The 16,828-nt window shown below is 47.5% G+C and carries 13 protein-coding genes and 1 pseudogene; 10 read left to right on the forward strand and 4 right to left on the reverse strand.

The features are described 5' to 3' along the window. Window positions 1-484 (reverse strand): annotated as a pseudogene (locus ACTIE6_RS27660) (arabinose isomerase); the annotation flags it as partial. A gap of 189 nt (window positions 485-673) precedes the next feature. On the opposite strand from ACTIE6_RS27660, the gene ACTIE6_RS27665 reads away from it, so the two are divergent. Continuing rightward, entirely contained in the window at window positions 674-1,561 is an 888-nt protein-coding gene (locus tag ACTIE6_RS27665; RefSeq protein WP_439559714.1) for an AraC family transcriptional regulator, read from the forward strand. Between the two features lie 86 nt (window positions 1,562-1,647). Then, complete coding sequence (locus ACTIE6_RS27670) at window positions 1,648-2,217, forward strand: hypothetical protein (RefSeq protein ID WP_439559715.1); 570 nt, start codon at window positions 1,648-1,650, stop codon at window positions 2,215-2,217. Here ACTIE6_RS27670 and treZ read toward each other — a convergent pair. Both treZ and glgX read right to left on the reverse strand, forming a co-directional pair. Beyond that, window positions 2,212-4,050 (reverse strand): malto-oligosyltrehalose trehalohydrolase, encoded by a 1,839-nt coding sequence (treZ, locus tag ACTIE6_RS27675; protein WP_439559716.1) that lies wholly within the window; start codon window positions 4,048-4,050, stop codon window positions 2,212-2,214. The genes ACTIE6_RS27670 and treZ overlap by 6 nt on opposite strands. Beyond that, window positions 4,047-6,227 carry a glycogen debranching protein GlgX gene (gene glgX / locus ACTIE6_RS27680; protein ID WP_439559717.1) on the reverse strand — a complete coding sequence of 727 codons (2,181 nt, stop codon included), beginning with the start codon at window positions 6,225-6,227 and terminating at the stop codon, window positions 4,047-4,049. The genes treZ and glgX overlap by 4 nt, the downstream gene beginning before the upstream one ends. Window positions 6,228-6,413: 186 nt before the next feature. Between glgX and ACTIE6_RS27685 the strand changes: the two genes are divergently transcribed. The 7 genes from ACTIE6_RS27685 to ACTIE6_RS27715 all read left to right on the forward strand — a co-directional run bounded on the left by ACTIE6_RS27685 (window position 6,414) and on the right by ACTIE6_RS27715 (window position 14,361). Then, complete coding sequence (locus ACTIE6_RS27685; protein WP_439559718.1) at window positions 6,414-6,668, forward strand: hypothetical protein; 255 nt, start codon at window positions 6,414-6,416, stop codon at window positions 6,666-6,668. Between the two features lie 102 nt (window positions 6,669-6,770). Next, the gene (locus ACTIE6_RS27690) at window positions 6,771-8,366 is read left to right on the forward strand and encodes a sensor histidine kinase (protein ID WP_439559719.1); all 1,596 of its coding nucleotides are present in this window, start codon (window positions 6,771-6,773) and stop codon (window positions 8,364-8,366) included. 8 nt (window positions 8,367-8,374) lie between these two features. Continuing rightward, window positions 8,375-11,977: a response regulator gene (locus ACTIE6_RS27695; RefSeq protein ID WP_439559720.1), complete on the forward strand. Its 3,603-nt coding sequence runs from the start codon at window positions 8,375-8,377 to the stop codon at window positions 11,975-11,977. A gap of 143 nt (window positions 11,978-12,120) precedes the next feature. Beyond that, complete coding sequence (locus ACTIE6_RS27700; RefSeq protein WP_439559721.1) at window positions 12,121-12,486, forward strand: response regulator; 366 nt, start codon at window positions 12,121-12,123, stop codon at window positions 12,484-12,486. A 9-nt stretch (window positions 12,487-12,495) separates the two neighbouring features. Continuing rightward, entirely contained in the window at window positions 12,496-13,305 is an 810-nt protein-coding gene (locus ACTIE6_RS27705) for a CheR family methyltransferase (protein ID WP_439559722.1), read from the forward strand. Continuing rightward, entirely contained in the window at window positions 13,287-13,868 is a 582-nt protein-coding gene (locus tag ACTIE6_RS27710) for a chemotaxis protein CheB (RefSeq protein ID WP_439559723.1), read from the forward strand. Before ACTIE6_RS27705 ends, ACTIE6_RS27710 begins: the two co-directional genes overlap by 19 nt. Before the next feature lie 121 nt (window positions 13,869-13,989). Then, the gene (locus ACTIE6_RS27715) at window positions 13,990-14,361 is read left to right on the forward strand and encodes a DUF983 domain-containing protein (protein WP_439559724.1); all 372 of its coding nucleotides are present in this window, start codon (window positions 13,990-13,992) and stop codon (window positions 14,359-14,361) included. Window positions 14,362-14,664: 303 nt separating this feature from the next. Here ACTIE6_RS27715 and ACTIE6_RS27720 read toward each other — a convergent pair whose 3' ends face one another. Then, on the reverse strand, window positions 14,665-15,543 hold the full coding sequence (locus tag ACTIE6_RS27720) for an AraC family transcriptional regulator (RefSeq protein WP_439559725.1): 879 nt from the start codon (window positions 15,541-15,543) through the stop codon (window positions 14,665-14,667). A 180-nt stretch (window positions 15,544-15,723) separates the two neighbouring features. Here ACTIE6_RS27720 and ACTIE6_RS27725 point away from each other — a divergent pair, with 180 nt between their 5' ends. Then, window positions 15,724-16,776 carry a hypothetical protein gene (locus ACTIE6_RS27725; protein ID WP_439559726.1) on the forward strand — a complete coding sequence of 351 codons (1,053 nt, stop codon included), beginning with the start codon at window positions 15,724-15,726 and terminating at the stop codon, window positions 16,774-16,776. The last annotated feature ends 52 nt before the right edge of the window (window positions 16,777-16,828 follow it).

Raw genomic sequence — 16,828 nt, forward strand, 5'->3', positions numbered from 1 at the left:
ACGCTTCGGGATCGTTATGCAGCATGCCGGTAACCTGGTAAAATGGTACGCGCGCCCGTTTGAAAACATTCGCTAGTTCCGGCACCGGGCACGCTGAACAATAAGCCAGCCACTCCCCCGTCATTCGGGTCCGGTCACCGATTTTTTTGAACGCATTGTAATTGATAGCTGCTTCGGGAACGAGGTTGAGCACGATTACCGGCACATTCGCCCGCCTCACAACCGGCAAAACCGTAGCAGAAAGCGCGTAGGTGGTTACGTATAAAAAAATCAGGTCTACATCTGCTTTTCTGAATACATGACCAGCCTCCATTGCTTCTTCGGGACTGTCGATCAACCCGAGGTTGACGATCTCGGCACCGTAGTCGGTCAGCTTTGCATCGACGATTTCGAGGTAACCGTTAAGTCGCTCTTCCAGTCCTTCAAATTGTTCCCAATAAGCTTCCAGCCCAATACCGAACAGACCGATTTTTAGTTGATGCATGTAAAATTTTGCCATATCAAAAAATACAAATTCTTCTCTTACGCCAGATCTTGCAAAAAGGCGAGGAGAATTATTTTTTCGTTGAGAAGTAGTTAAAACTAGTTTAAATTAAACTTTGTTTTGCAAAAGTAGGACACAATACAGATCACATCCAATGAATAATGTGATTCAATATTTGCACAAATTGATATGGAACTATACCGTAAATATTTCAGTCAGGAACAACTCGAAGCACTGGCAGGCTCAGAACCCAACTGGGGCGTATCTATCCTGAATGTTGGTCACAACCTGCATCCGGCCGGCAAGATTTATCCCGACCAGAACCACCCCGACAGCTACTACTTCGACTGGGAAAAAGGAAGAGTTCTCAACGAGTTTCAGCTGGTGTATATCTCCACCGGCAGCGGCGTGTTTGAGACCGAAACCATTCCACCCACGATCGTTGAGGCCGGCACTGCATTCCTGCTTTTTCCTAATGTCTGGCACCGCTATAAACCTTCGCAGGAATCGGGCTGGGAGGAATTTTGGGTGGGATTTGGCGGCCATTATTCGGAGTACCTGATGCGGCAGGACTGCTTCAATGCAGAGAATCCGCTGATCCGCATTGGTTTCAACTCCGAGCTTCTGAATGTATTTATCCGCCTTGTGCAAACCTTGAAATTCGAGGGAATAGCTTACAAGCAAATTTCCTCCTGCCTGGTTATCCAGCTGCTGGGCCTCATTTATGCATCTGCATTGATGACGGATCACGCGCGATCTTACAAGGAAAAACTCGTGCACCGAATGCGCTACCAGATTCACGAAAGCAGCACAGTGAACCTGGATATGGAAAAACTCGCGCGGCAGCACGGGGTAAGTTACGGCTGGTTCAGGAAAGCATTTAAAGAGGTAATTGGTACCTCGCCTGGACAGTACCACCTGAACCTGAAAATTGAGAAAGCCTGTGAAATGCTACGGGAAACATCGCTGTCCGTTTCCGAGATCGCTTACAAGACAGGTTTTGAGTCGGAATTTTATTTTTCGAGAATATTCAAGAAGAAAATGACGGTACCGCCCACTTCTTATCGGGAGGGATAATGCATTTAAATGCTTCAAAACGCAGGTACGGATTCAATTTTCCTGAGCAGCGATCGTTGATAGAGTTGTTTAAGATATCCTGCTGAATGAAATACATTCCCGCTCTGCTGCTGCTGTTGATCGTTTCCTCCTGTGAATGGATCGGCAACTCACCCAGTCTTGGTGACGATTTTGTTACCTACACAATCCGCAAGGGAAACCACGAGGTTGACAACAATCTCAATACACCATTTACCTCTTCTTCCATGCATTTTCAGGCGATTTTCGACAGCAGCTGCGTGTATCAGAATGCAGTTCCTGAAAATCAGAATGACATTAACAAGCTATACGGATTCTCGGATTGCAGTTCCGGCCACCAGAACAACAGTGCCAGATTCGGGTGGAACTGGCGTGAAGGCGCACTCCGGATTTATGCTTATGTGTATGTAAATGGCGTGCGGCAGGAAAAAGAGCTCGGTACTGCCGAGCTCAACGAACTGACCAGTTTCAGGCTGGCAGCAAAGGACAAATCTTACATTTTCACCTTTCGTGGCGTAGAAACAACAATGCCGCGCCACTGTGATGGTGGCGTCGGCATTGCCTATAAGCTACTCCCCTATTTTGGCGGAGATGAGGTTGCTCCTCAGGACATTAAAATCAAGATCAGAAATTTATAAGCGGCGCGTGTAAACCGATATAGATTCCGGCTGCACCCTAATCACGCCTCCCTCTGCGGTTTCAGGAAGATCCTTTTCGCCTCCCCACTTAGCATCAGAAGAAACGATGAGCTTCTGCCAGTTTGCCTCTCCGGGCAACGAAACTTCCTGCGCATTCTTTGAGAAGTTCAGCACGGCAGTCAAATGCTGTTCCGGCGAAATCCGCTGCAAAATGATAAGCTCCCGGTCTTCAAACCCTTCTACCACAATTCCATCCCGATCGGTTTTGCGCAATGCGGGCTCTTGTTTCCGTAGTGCAATGAAAGTTTTATAGTAGTTCAGCATGGTGCGGTGCGGCTCTTTGTCCAGCAGTTCCCATTGCACTTTCGACTTTTGAAAAGTTTCCTCACTCACTGGATCAGGCGCGTCGCCTTCTATGTGAAATGCCGCAAACTCGCTCTTTCTTCCTTTTCGTACCGCTTCGGCCAGTTCAGGATCAGTGTGGCTGACAAAATACTGAAAGGGATTTGTCTCACTCCATTCTTCGCCCATAAACAACAGCGGCAGATACGGGCTGATCAGCACCGCCCCGGCAAGTAACTTCTGCATTTCGAAACTCACCAGCTGGCTGGTACGCTCTCCAAGCATGCGGTTACCCACGTGATCATGGTTTTGGGAAAATACGATGAACTGCTGGCCAGGTAATCCGTCCGCTTTAACACCAAATTTCCGTTTGCGGTGATCGGAGTAGATTCCGTCGTATACATAAGCATCTTTGTAAGACTTGGCAAGCGAAACAATAGGCTCAAAATCGGAATAGTAGCCGCTTTTTTGCTGACCAGAAGACACCCGTAGCGCATGGTGGAACTCGTCGATCCATTGTGCATCCATTCCATAGCCACCTTCTTCAATGGGCTTGATAAACCGCGTATCGTTCAGGTCCATTTCCACCATCAGGTAATGCTGCTTATTGGTGACCTGCGAAAGCGCATCTACCCGCATCTTCATTTCTTTCAGCAAATGCAATGGACCAAAATCCCGGATCGCATGCACAGCATCCAGCCGCAGTGCATCTATATGGAAGTCGTGGAACCACATCAATGCATTTTCGATAAAATACTGCCGCACTGCATCGCTCCACGCATCATCTACATTGACCGCGTCGCCCCAGGGCGTGTGGTATTTTTCAGTAAAATAATGGCCAAACTTGCCGAACACATTCCCTTCCGGGCCCAGGTGGTTGTAAACCATATCCAGCACCACAGCTATTCCCCTGGCGTGACACGCATTGACAAACTCCTGCATAGCCCGCGGCCCGCCATAAGAATCCTGTACCGAATAGGGGAACACACCATCGTAACCCCAGTTGCGCCCACCGGCAAACTGAGATACCGGCATTATTTCAATCGCATTAACGCCCAGCTCAACCAGGTGATCGAGCTTACTTTCTATTGCCTGCAGGGTTCCTTCCGGCGTGAATGTACCAATGTGGACTTCATAAATGATATAATCGGAAAGCGCCGGATTAGCCCATTGCTGGTCTGTCCATTGAAAACTTTTGATATCAACCGCCTGAGACGGTCCGTGTACGCCTTGGGGCTGGTACACAGACGCAGGATCAGGAAGCGGCTCTTCGTCGCCCAACACGATCTGATACAGATCATCTGGTTTGATATCTTCTGTTTTCAGGGTCCAGTAACCATATTCCGCTTTTTCAAGCGGCAGTTTTTTGTTCTGGTCTACCAGCAGAATACTAGCTTCCTCAGCAAGCGGCGCCCAGATGAGCACTTCCGCTTCTCCAAATTCATTAAATCTTATACCTGGCGCAGCAGGCAATTTCTCACTAAAGCTCATAATTTTTGCTCTTCCAATGCATGTTTAAAAACCACTATCGATCTGCTGTCAACTGTAATGGTGCTATCCGGCGCAATGATCTGTCCGTCCTCGCTTACGCAGCATTCGCTCGTATCAATAACCTTCCTCCACTCGGTACCATATTTTTCAGGTGGCAATTTGTATTCCACAGGCTCATAATGCGCATTGAAGATCATGTAAAAGCTGTCATCGTAGATCGGCTCTCCTTTCGGGTTCATGTGACGGATCCCCTTTCCGTTCAGGAACACGCCCAATGATTTTGCGAAATCATGGTTCCAGTTCTCGTCCGGCATTTCCTCTCCATCTGGCAAAAACCAGGCAATATCCTCCAATCCAATCCCTTTGATCGGCATGCCACGGAACCAGTGTCTGCGGCGGAACGTGGCGTGGGCTTTACAGAATTTGATCAGCTTTTGCGTAAATGCGAGCATTTTCTGGTCTGCCTTGTCCCAGTTCAGCCACGAAATCTCATTATCCTGGCAATAGGCATTGTTGTTCCCGCCTTGCGACCTACCCCATTCGTCCCCCGCAACGAGCATTGGTACGCCCTGGGAAAGAAAAAGGGTTGTCAGAAAATTCCGCTTCTGCTTATCTCTGAGCTCAATCACTTCCGGATTGTCCGTTGGCCCCTCTTCACCGCAGTTCCAGGAGCGGTTATGACTTTCTCCGTCATTGTTATCTTCTCCATTCTCGTCGTTACGCTTGTCATTATACGACACCAGATCATTCAAAGTAAAACCGTCGTGCGCGGTAATGAAGTTGATGCTCGCGGTAGGATGCCGGTCTTCTCCTTTGTATAAATCTGAACTTCCGGTAAATCGCTCTGCAAATTCGGCGAGCATACTGTCTGCCCCGCGCCAGTAGTCGCGCATACAGTCGCGGTACCGCCCGTTCCATTCAGCCCAACCGATCGGAAACTTACCTACCTGGTAGCCGTCGTGGCCAATATCCCATGGTTCGGCAATCAGTTTCACCTGCGAAATAATGGGGTCCTGGTGGATGATATCGAAGAATGCGCTTAGTCTGTCCACTTCGTGCAGCTCCCGTGCCAGGGTTGACGCAAGGTCAAAACGGAAGCCGTCAACATGCATTTCCGTGATCCAGTAGCGCAGACTATCCATGATCAGTCTCAGTACATTGGGCAGCCTTGCATTCAGCGTATTACCTGTACCGGTATAATCCATATAGTAGCGACCGTCTACCAAACGATAATAAGCCATATTATCAATTCCCCGGAAAGAAATAGTCGGGCCCATCTGGTTGCCTTCACCGGTATGGTTGTACACCACATCAAGAATAACCTCAATGCCGGCTTTGTGCATTTCCTTTACCATGTTTTTAAACTCAATCACCTGCTGCCCGTGCGTACCCGAGCTGCTATACCGCACATCCGGAGCAAAAAAGCCGATCGAATTGTATCCCCAGTAATTGGTCAGGCCGCGTTCTTTCAAATGGCGGTCAGATATAAAATGGTGCACGGGCATCAGCTCAATCGCATTAACGCCCAGCTTTTTCAAATAGCTGATCGAAGCGTGATGTGCAAGGCCCGCATAGGTACCCCTGATCTCCTCGGGAATGTCCGGGTGAAGATTGGTAAAACCTTTTACGTGGGCTTCATATATAATAGTGTCGTGATAAGGAATCTCCGGCGCTTTTACATTTTCCCAATCAAATAAATGATCTACTACAACCGACTTAGGCACATAAGGCGCACTATCCGACTCGCTATAACTTAAGTCTTCATCGGGGTGACCGATCTCGTAACCGAACAGGGAATCGTGCCACTGGATCGTGCCGGAAATGGATTTTGCGTACGGATCGATCAATAACTTGTTGGGATTGAAGCGCAGACCTACCGTCGGCTCGTATGGCCCGTGCACGCGGTAACCGTAAAGCTGTCCGGGTTTAAGCCCTGGAACGTATACGTGCCATACGTAATGCGAAACTTCCCGAATCTGGATTTTGACATTCTCGGTAACACTCTCTTCGCTGTCAAAAAGACAAAGCTCTACGCCTGTCGCATGCTCAGAGTAAAGCGCAAAATTCACCCCTTTTCCGTCCCACGTAGCACCAAGCGGATAAGGCTCTCCGGGGTACACTACTATATTGTCTAACTTGGATTGATCTACAACTTTCTTGTTGGCAATTTTTTTCATATATGCTGATTTTTTTTCTGCGATGATCTGAGGACTGGCAACCTGATGTGCCTTTAAGCTGCAAAAAACAGCATTTTGTCGCCCGGCTGAGCTGTTAGTACGCAATTTGCTATAAAATTATGCCACGCGAGAACCGTGGTTCCCGGGAGATTTTTCCCCATACACAAGCTGCCAAACTGAACTACTATGACACAAGAGGAACTTCTGAGACTGGCTGAATTCCTTGAACAAACAGCGGAGACCAATGAAGACACGGAGTTTGATTCATCGCAGGATTACCTGGTGGAAGGACTCATCAGGCTTGTCAGAGAAAAAGGCAAAACCTCTATCATCGAGGATTTTGAAACGCCGTACGTGCATCCGATGATTACAGTTCAAAAGTGGGTAGAGGAGTTGAAATTGCTGGTTGCGCAGTCACTTCGGGAGGAAACCACTTCGTAATGTTGTCAAAAATGGCTTATTTGCGCGGATAGGGCATTTAGGTATGATTTTTGTAAACCAAAAGTCACACGTGCACTCCTGTTTGTTTCTTTACCCTTTACTATGATCCTGATTGTCGACGACAGGCCGGAAAACATTCTACCTCTAAAGAAAATCCTGGAACTACATGATTTTAGAACAGACTCAGCCGAGTCTGGGGAGGAGGCGTTGAAGAAGGTGCTCAACAACAATTACTCCGTGATTATCATGGATGTGCAAATGCCCGGAATGGACGGATTTGAAGTCGCCGAGGCTATTTCCGGTTTTGGCAGGGCCAAAGACACACCCATTCTTTTCCTCTCCGCCGTAAATACCGAAAAGCGTTTTATCACACGAGGTTATGCCTCCGGCGGAATTGATTATCTCACCAAACCCGTTGATCCTGATATTCTGTTGCTGAAAGTAAAAACTTTTGTGCGGCTGTATGAGCAGCAGCAGGAGCTGAAAGCAATTCAGGAGTCACTGAGGCAGGAGATCGATATCCGTAAAAATGCCCAGGATGAGCTCGCCTCCCGCATGCAGGAGTTACGCTTTATACTCGAATCATTACCGCAGATCGCATTCACCGTTAAAACGGACGGAAAGATCGAGTATGTGAATGAACACTGGTTTCAATATTCGGAAGACGCAGCAATATTTCCCGAGACGCACCCGGAAGATGATTTCTGGCAGAAATGGGAAGAAAGTTTCCGAAACGGACAGGAATTTTCGACGGAAGCCCGGCTCAAACAGCTTGGCACTACTGATTACAGATACTTCCTTTTAAAGATCATCCCGGTCTACCAGGGAACCGGCATTGTACGCTGGGTTGGTTCATTTACAGATATACACCAGCAAAAAATGGCCAATGAGCTGCTGGAACATAAGGTTGAGCTGCGGACGAAGGAACTGATGGATAAGAACACAGAGCTGGAAACCACCAACCATGAATTGCAGCAGTTTGCCTGGGTAGTATCCCACGATTTGAAGGAGCCGCTCAGGAAAATCCAGACATTCAGCCATTTGATTAAAGATAAATACCTGAACGACAATGCAGAGGCGACCTCTTACCTCAACCGGTCGATCAACTCTTCTGCAAGAATGTCGCGCCTGATCAGCGACTTGCTTGATTATTCCCGGCTTTCGGTCAAAGCAAATTTCCAGCCTACTGACCTCAATTTGCTCATCAGCGATCTGCTATCGGACTTTGACGAAATCATTTTACAAAAGAATGCAGAGATCTCCATTGGCAAGCTGCCGCTGATCGATACTATCCCCAGCCAGATCAGGCAGGTATTTCAGAATCTGATCAGCAATGCATTGAAATTCTCCAAACCCGACGTGCCGCCACGCATTACCATTACCGCAGAGCTTATCGAGCAGAAAGATGTGCATTCAGCAGCTGCTCCGGACGGTGGTTTTTGCAGGATTGTTATTGCCGACAACGGAATAGGTTTCGACGAGAAATTTCTTGACCGGATATTTGTCATTTTCCAGCGCCTCAACAATCTGAACACCTACGAAGGCACGGGTATCGGTCTGGCTATCGCCAAAAAAATCATGGACAAACATAATGGGCTGATATCTGCCCAAAGCACGCAGAACGAAGGCGCCCGGTTTATCCTGGTGTTGCCGGCTGTTCAGCAAATACCACATGAAGGAACCCTTGAAAACAAGTAAACGCATTTATGAGAAAAACTTCTAACTCCATTATCCAGCAGCTTCAAATCGTATTTTCATTTTCTACCCTGCTGCTGATTTTCAGTTTGCTGGCGTCGTATTATAGTACCCAGAAGCTGATCAACAACTCAGAGCTGGTCAATCACACCAACGAAGTACTGCTGGAAGCGGAGGCGATTATTTCGCACATGAAGGATGCGGAAACGGGACAGCGCGGTTTCCTGGTAACACTTGAACCGGCTTTCCTGGAACCCTATAATGGAGCTTATGAAAAAACCACGCGCAGCTACAACCGCCTCTCTGAGCTGACACTTGACAATCCAGCCCAGCAGAAATACCTGCGGGAAATAAAGGCGCTGTACGAAGCCAAGTTCGGGCAAATGCAGAATATCATTGATATGACGCGCAAAACACCCGGTTTTGCCACGGATACCGAGGCGCGGTTGCGTGAGATGCTGCGCGGAAAAAAAGTAATGGACGATCTGAGATTTGCTACGGAGCATATCAAGGACGAAGAGAAAGCGATCCTCGCCAACCGCCTCGAACAGCAACAGATTTACATTAAATACACTCCTATCCTGCTGATCATAGCCGCGCTCATTTCAATCATGATCACGGTATTTGCCTATTTCCGTATCAAGAATGACATGGACAAGCGCATTGCCCTGCAGGAGCTTGAAAACAGGAAATACGCAGATACTGAGAGACGGATCAGGTACATTGAGGAAGTTACTCAGCAGGTTTCAGACGGCGACTATACAGTGCGCAGCACAGACGAATCGGAAGATGAAATTGGTCGGATTTCAGTGGCGCTCAACAAAATGACAGGTTCCCTGGAACAAACATTCAATGACCTGAACCACAGAAACTGGCTGCAAACCGGATCTGTAAAGATCAGCGACGCAATTAGAGGCGAGCGGATCCTTAAAAAGTTGACGGCCAATTTGCTCAATACCCTGGCAGACTATTCGGGCGCAAGTCTCGGTACCATTTACATTATGGACAATGACTGGAATTACCGGCTGACTGGGACTTATGCGGTGAAAAGCGCGCCGGAAATGATCACTCCAGGTGAAGGATTGGCCGGACAGGTAATTGAAAGTAAAAAGCCGATGTTCGTCAACGACGTTCCCGCTAACTACCTGCGCATCACTTCGTCCCTGGGCGATGTGAGTCCCGCAGCGGTTGTGATCCTGCCACTCTCCTATGCGAATGAATGCATTGGTGTGATCGAGCTTGCCTTCCTGAAAAATCCGGATGAACTGCAAATGCAGTTTTTGGAAAACAACCTGGAAGCTATCGGCACGAGCGTGAACTCTGCTCTGGATTACCTGAAACTCCAGAACTTCCTGGAAGAAACGCAGGCACAGGCGGAAGAACTGCAAACGCAACACAACGAACTGGAAAACCTGAATGCAGAACTGGAAGCACAGTCGCAGAAATTGCAGGCTTCGGAAGAGGAATTACGCGTGCAACAGGAAGAATTGCAGCAGACCAATGAGGAACTCGAAGAGCGAAGTGGTTTGCTGGAAGAGAAGAATGTAGAAATCGTCAAAAAGGCCGAAGAGCTTGAACTGACGACGCGGTATAAATCAGAGTTTTTGGCCAATATGTCGCACGAGCTGCGTACGCCACTTAACTCTATTTTGCTGCTGAGCAGGCTGTTGTCCGAAAATGACGATAAGAATTTGACAGACGAGCAGATCGAGTATGCTACTGTAATCCAGTCTTCGGGCAATGGGTTGCTGGGGCTGATCGATGAAATCCTGGATCTTTCCAAAATCGAGGCCGGCAAGATGGAGCTGGATTATGTGAATGTTTCCATTAAAGAAATCTCCGACGACCTGAAAGGGATGTTTGCGCCGGTTGCCCGTGAAAAAGGACTTGATTTTACTGTTAACATTGGCCAGGGAGTTCCGGCAGTGATAGAAACGGATAAAATGCGTTTGGAACAAATCCTGAAAAACCTGATTTCCAATGCGCTGAAATTTACCGCCAAAGGCTACGTCGAAGTTCAGATAAAACTGCATGAAGGCAATCACAATATGCTTGACTTCAAGGTAAAAGATACGGGTATCGGAGTTGCGCCTGAGAAGCAGAAGCATATTTTTGAAGCATTCCAGCAGGCAGACGGTTCAACCAAACGTAAATATGGCGGTACCGGGCTCGGACTTTCGATCAGCCGCGAGCTGGTGAAGCTGCTTGGTGGTGAAATTGCACTTACCAGCATTGAAAACCAGGGAAGCGAGTTTACGATCATCATCCCGATTGCAGCTATATATGCGGTTCAGGAGAAGGAAGAGGATTTTTTCAAACAGGCCAAAGAAGAAACGGTTCCTGTGAAGGCGGCACCTGAAACGGATTACCGGTTTGTGAGCACGATCATTCCCGAAAGCATTTCGGACGACCGGAATACAGTTCAATCCGGCGACAAAACGATCCTGATTGTTGAAGATGACACCTTTTTTGCCAAATCGCTGCTCGATTACACACGTCGCCACGGCTACAAAGGCATTGTTTCAGTAAGAGGCGATGAAGGTTTGCAGCTTGCCAAAACCTTTAAGCCAATAGGTATCCTGCTGGATATCCAGCTGCCGGTGATCAGCGGCTGGGATGTGATGGACCAACTGAAAACCGATCCCGAGACGCGGCATATCCCGGTGCACATTATGTCGTCGCACAGGATGAAAAACGAAAGTTTGATGAAGGGCGCGATCGATTTTATTGACAAACCGATGGCGATTGACAAGTTGCAGGAGGTTTTTAAAAAGATAGAATATGTGATCAGCAAAAAGTCTAAAAAAGTGCTGATCCTGGAAGATAACTCTATGCACGCCAAGGCACTCGCTTATTTCCTCGGCACCTTTGATATCAACTCAGAGCTAAAAAGCGATTTGTCGGAAGGTATCTCCGCATTGAAGAACAATGAAGCCGACTGTGTGATCCTCGATATGGGTATCCCCGACAAGAAAGCTTACGATGCGCTAGAAGAAGCCAAGAAAAATCCGGGATTTGAAAATGTTCCCATTATCATATTTACCGGAAAGAGCCTGTCTATGTCCGAAGAGCTGCGTATCAAACAGTATGCAGATTCCATTATCGTGAAAACGGCGCATTCTTACCAGCGCATGCTCGATGAAGTTTCATTGTTCCTGCACGTGGTGGAAGAGAATAAGAAGTCGACGCAACGCTCGTCAGACCAGAAAAAGCTGGGTGGATTAGGTGAGATCCTGAGTAATAAGACAGTACTGATCGCCGACGACGATGTGCGTAACATCTTTTCGCTCTCTAAATCGCTTGAAAACTACAAAATGAATGTAGTAACTGCCCTCGACGGCAAGGAAGCGCTGGCCAAGCTGGAAGATAATCCGGAGATCGATGTTGTGCTGCTGGATATGATGATGCCGCAAATGGACGGGTACGAAACAGCACGCCGCATTCGTGAAAATCCTAAATGGCGCAACCTGCCTGTGATCGCCGTAACCGCAAAAGCAATGACCGGCGACCGGGAAAAGTGTATCAATGCAGGCGCGTCCGACTACATTACCAAGCCAGTGGATATCGACCAGCTGATGTCGCTGTTGCGGGTTTGGCTTTATGAGAGGTTTTGAATGATTGAATGATTGAATGACTGAATGACTGAATGATTGAATGAGTTAGCGAGTTAGTGAGTTAGTGATTTACACTCACTAACTCGCTAACTCACTAACTCATCAACTAAACCACTACCCCCACTTCCACTCTTGACGTTTATATGAATAAAAAAAGGATTTTGATAATTGATGATGATGCGCGGAATATTTTTGCTTTGAAGGCTACTTTGAAGGCGAAAGGATTTGACTGTGTGTCGAGTAGCGGTGCGCCGGAGGCTTTGGAACTGCTGAAAACCGATGAGGTGGTGAATGCAGTGCTGATTGATATGATGATGCCCGAAATGGACGGATATGAGGCGATTCCGCTGATCAAGCGCATTGAGCAGCGGAAAGGTACGCCCGTAATTGCGGTGACTGCGCAGGCGATGGTAGGCGACCGGGAGAAATGCCTGGAAGCTGGTGCCGACGCTTATATTTCAAAACCGATTGATGTTGATAAATTGTTGCTGCTGCTGGAAGATATATAAGTGTGGAAAATGATTGATGATGAAAATATCGACCTGCTGCTGACGGACTTATTCGATTTGTACGGATATGATTTTACCAGCTACTCCCGCGCCTCGCTAAAAAGGCGCATTGAGCGGCTTTGCCTGCTCGACAAATTCCCGAGTTTTGCCGAGTTACGCTACCGCGTCAAAAACGATCCCGACTACCTGAAAAGATTTGTAGAAGAGATCACCGTGAATGTAACGGAGATGTTCCGTGATCCTTCCTTTTACAAAGCATTGCGGGAGGATATACTGCCTGTGCTGGGCACGAAGCCTTTCATACGGATCTGGCATGCAGGCTGTTCTACCGGCGAGGAGGTTTATTCAATGGCGATCCTGCTGAAAGAAGCGGGGCTGCTCCGCAAGTCATTACTATACGCGACTGACCTGAACCCTACTGTGCTGGAAAAAGTGAGAAAGGGCATTTTCCCGCTTTCCCAAATGAAACAATATTCGGAGAGCTACATTGCGTCGGGTGGTACCAGGGATTTTTCCGGTTACTATACAGCCAATTACGGGCAGGCCAAATTTGATAAGGAACTTGCGGAGAAAATCATTATTTCAACACATAACCTGGTTTCTGACAGCTCTTTCAATGAATTTGACCTGATCCTTTGTCGCAATGTGCTGATCTATTTTGATAAAGAATTGCAGGACCGCGTGCTCAAATTGTTTGATGCCAGTCTTGCTCCGTTGAGCTACCTGGCGCTCGGAACAAAGGAAACGCTGAAATTTTCTGTGGTACAAAACAAGTTTAAACAGCTGAACCGCGAGAAGATATGGAAGAAAATCATGTAGCACGACATTGCGGACTGCTCCTGATCGGCGGTTCTGCGGGTAGTCTGGAAGTGCTTTTCAAGCTGCTTCCGAGGCTCAAAGCCGATCTCCCCTTCCCTATTGTACTTGTACTCCACCGCCGCAACTCGGCCGATTCGTCGCTCACGGAGTTGCTCGCAAGTAAGACTTTGAACAAAACTGTCGAAGTAGAAGACAAAGATCCTATCGTGCCCGGCTGCATTTATCTCGCTCCTGCCGATTACCACTTGCTCATTGAAAAAGACCACACATTCTCGCTGGACTACTCCGAGAAAATTAATTTCAGCCGGCCCAGCATCGATGTTACATTTGAATCAGCAGCTGATGTTTTTGGTGCGTCAACGATTGGCATTATCTTGTCTGGTGCCAATGAAGATGGTACAAACGGTTTGATTTCGATCAAACATGCCGGTGGCCGGACCGTAGCCCAGCAACCTGATACCGCACAAATGCCATTCATGCCGCAACACGCCATCTCAGCAGGTATCGTTGACCACACATTCGACATTGCCGGACTCGCAGGTTTTATCAACACCCTGGAATGAGTTTTATAATCGTTGATTTTTACCATAAAAGGTAACTTCAGTCATTTTTTCAAAGGGGTTTTCTGAGGAAATTTGTAAGGTAAACAATGAATACCCCCTTCAACTGATAAACAGCACGATCATGGCCAGGCATAACAGACTATACAGCGTATTTTTCAATAAATGTCCCCGTTGCGGCGTGGGTGACTTTTTCGTGAGCAAAAGCGCCTACGATCTCAAAAACTTTGAAAAAATGCACAAGCATTGTCCGCATTGCGGCGAAAATCTGGTCCCCGAACCGGGCTTTTACCAGGGCGCATTGTACATGAGCTACGCATTTTACGTCGCATTCATGGTAATCGCATTCCTCATCTGCGTCAACTTCTTCGAACAATACCTGGATTATTTCCTGTTCGCAATCATCCCCATCCTGGTGATCCTAACCCCCTGGTTCTACCGCCTAGCCAGACGCTCCTGGCTAGCACTTTTTATCAAGCCAGCGGCGGAAGTATAATTTTGAATGATTGAATGATTGAATGACTGAATGAGGGAATTTTGAATAACTGAATGAGTGAATTAGTGAATAAAGGCAGTTATCGATGACTTTGTTGCCCCGAGCGCACCGGGCCGCTAAGCGGTCAAAGGGCGGTCGTTGTCGCCTTTGTCACCCTGAGCGCAGTCGAAGGGCCGGGCGATAACGCTCCTCCCTTCGACTGCGCTCAGGGTGACAAAAATAACTGACTCACTCACTCACTCACTCACTCACTCACTCACTCACTAATTCATTCACTCATTCAGTCATTCACTCATTCAGTCATTAATCATTCCCCCTAAACCCCTCCGGCGTCACTCCTGTTTCTTTCTTAAAGAACTTCGTAAAGTAAGAGTTATCGCTGAAATGGAGTTGGTCGGAAACTTGTGAAATGCTCAGGTTGAGGTTGATCAGCAGCCTTTTTGCTTCGAGTACAATGCGCGCGCGGATGATTTCGCCTGCTTGTACGCCCAGGTGTTCTTTGCACAATGCATTCAGGTGGTTGGGTGTGATGTTCAGGAGTTTGGCGTAAGCGCCAGGCTGTTTGATGGTACTGAAGTGCCTGTCGACCAACTTTTGAAAATCGCGGATCACAGGGTTTCGGGGTACCTGTTTTCCGCTGGTCAGCTCTGCCGGCTCATTCCTCGCCACCAGGAAAAATAGCTGCAACAGCAAAACCCGTGTCATATCCTTACGGAACAAAGCCGCTCCCCGCTGCTGTTCCAGCAACTCTTCAAAAACATTTGTCACTTTCCCGAAAACCGAAGCATTAAGCTGTAATACATTGCTCCGGCTGTCGCTGCTGTTCAGGAAATTGAAGAAATCGAGGTAATCAGGTTGCAATAGGAAAGATTGGAAGAACGATTCTGAAAAGTTAACAACGTAACCCTCTGGCGCACCTTCAAACCGCCAGTCGTGCACCTGACCGGGCACCATGAAATAAATCTGTCCTGCCGTAACCTGGAAATGGTTAAAATCAATGATATGCTCACCTGCGCCGCTGGTAAAAAGGACCAGGTGGTAAAAGCTGTGCCGGTGCGGAAACACCAGGTTCTGATGCTCTTCGAGGTATTCTGAAAACCGGCTGATCATAAAATCCTCCGCCCTGTACTCCGAAAGCGGGCCAATGTCGAGGCGGGGGAAAGTGGAGCGTGACAATGCCAAATTGCTGTGGTTTGTAAATGCAGCAATTTAGGGATTATAGGGTTTGCGCAGGTATTTACAATTGCTCTAACCGATAGATTCTTCAAAGCTACCTCAGGATCAATACGCCTTCGTATCAAACAATAGCAATTGCATATTTACTCACAGCATCTATTAGCCAAATCTTATATACAAACTACTATGAACAACCTATCTCTACTTACTTTTTTGCGGAAGCGCCTGGCCTGCCTTCCTTCACAACAGATCTGGAAGATCGGATATCTGAAATTCCTCGTTGCCGCGCTTGTTTTAAGCTCAGGCTACGAACAGGCAAATGCACAGGGTGTTGGTATCAACACCACAACACCCCACCCAAGCGCCGCATTGGATATTCAGAGTACCAATAAAGGTCTTCTTATCCCGCAGGTTGAATTACAGAGTTCGATTGATAATGCGACGGTGCCGAGTCCAGCCACGGGTTTGCTAGTCTACAACAGAAATGGTAATGTTTTAAGCGGGGCGGGATACTATCAGAATACGGGTACAACAGCTTCTCCGAACTGGGAGATATTGTCAAGATTGAAGCTGCCTTATTCACAAGGAGTATCGACAACAACTGCTTTCAACATTCAAAATTTTCAAGGTAGTAGTGGGACAATTGCTATTAAAGGCTACTCCTCAGGTGTTGGAACCGGGATATTTGCGGAAAGTGATAATGGCTACGCGCTACAGGTTAAGGGTTTCATGAAGATATTCGGAACGGGACAAGTGCCCGGAGCTGGTAAAATCTTAACAAGCGACGCAAGTGGTGAAGCCTCTTGGCAGGGGCCGATCGCGTTCTCTGCTTCTGAGGTTAAGGGCGAAGGCGGACAGGTAGTCCCTTCGCAGCAAACGTATCGAATTCCATTTGCAGCCGAGGATTACGATCTGAGCAACTCTTATACACTGTACAACGAATCCCCTGCAAGTACATTTACTGTCCCGATTGAAGGCTTATACCATTTTGATGTATTCATCTCGCCGCAAGACGCCGGCGATTATCAACTTCGGCTTATGCTTTTCCGTAATGGATCAGAAACCATCATTTCAGATGATGAGGCAAGTGGTTCAGATAATGAGGTTCTAATTTCTAGGGATTTAAGGCTGCTGAAAGGTGACCAGTTGTTTGTAGACATTTTCTATTTTGGTCAAGGTTATTTGGATTTATTTACTCAAAACAGGTCTGCTTACTTCAACGCACACTTAATTAAATAGCATATCTATTTACCAACTCTCAAAATGAAAAACATATACCTCACCGTTAGCT

The organism is Dyadobacter sp. (assembly GCF_051859145.1).
Lineage (GTDB): Bacteria > Bacteroidota > Bacteroidia > Cytophagales > Spirosomataceae > Dyadobacter.

What these genes read in the sequence shown, in the direction of transcription:
- ACTIE6_RS27665 (WP_439559714.1), top strand. Translation starts at nt 674, where the DNA reads ATGGAACTATACCGTAAATATTTCAGTCAGGAACAACTCGAAGCACTG.
- ACTIE6_RS27670 (WP_439559715.1), top strand. Translation starts at nt 1,648, where the DNA reads ATGAAATACATTCCCGCTCTGCTGCTGCTGTTGATCGTTTCCTCCTGT.
- treZ (WP_439559716.1), bottom strand. Translation starts at nt 4,050, where the DNA reads ATGAGCTTTAGTGAGAAATTGCCTGCTGCGCCAGGTATAAGATTTAAT.
- glgX (WP_439559717.1), bottom strand. Translation starts at nt 6,227, where the DNA reads ATGAAAAAAATTGCCAACAAGAAAGTTGTAGATCAATCCAAGTTAGAC.
- ACTIE6_RS27685 (WP_439559718.1), top strand. Translation starts at nt 6,414, where the DNA reads ATGACACAAGAGGAACTTCTGAGACTGGCTGAATTCCTTGAACAAACA.
- ACTIE6_RS27690 (WP_439559719.1), top strand. Translation starts at nt 6,771, where the DNA reads ATGATCCTGATTGTCGACGACAGGCCGGAAAACATTCTACCTCTAAAG.
- ACTIE6_RS27695 (WP_439559720.1), top strand. Translation starts at nt 8,375, where the DNA reads ATGAGAAAAACTTCTAACTCCATTATCCAGCAGCTTCAAATCGTATTT.
- ACTIE6_RS27700 (WP_439559721.1), top strand. Translation starts at nt 12,121, where the DNA reads ATGAATAAAAAAAGGATTTTGATAATTGATGATGATGCGCGGAATATT.
- ACTIE6_RS27705 (WP_439559722.1), top strand. Translation starts at nt 12,496, where the DNA reads ATGATTGATGATGAAAATATCGACCTGCTGCTGACGGACTTATTCGAT.
- ACTIE6_RS27710 (WP_439559723.1), top strand. Translation starts at nt 13,287, where the DNA reads ATGGAAGAAAATCATGTAGCACGACATTGCGGACTGCTCCTGATCGGC.
- ACTIE6_RS27715 (WP_439559724.1), top strand. Translation starts at nt 13,990, where the DNA reads ATGGCCAGGCATAACAGACTATACAGCGTATTTTTCAATAAATGTCCC.
- ACTIE6_RS27725 (WP_439559726.1), top strand. Translation starts at nt 15,724, where the DNA reads ATGAACAACCTATCTCTACTTACTTTTTTGCGGAAGCGCCTGGCCTGC.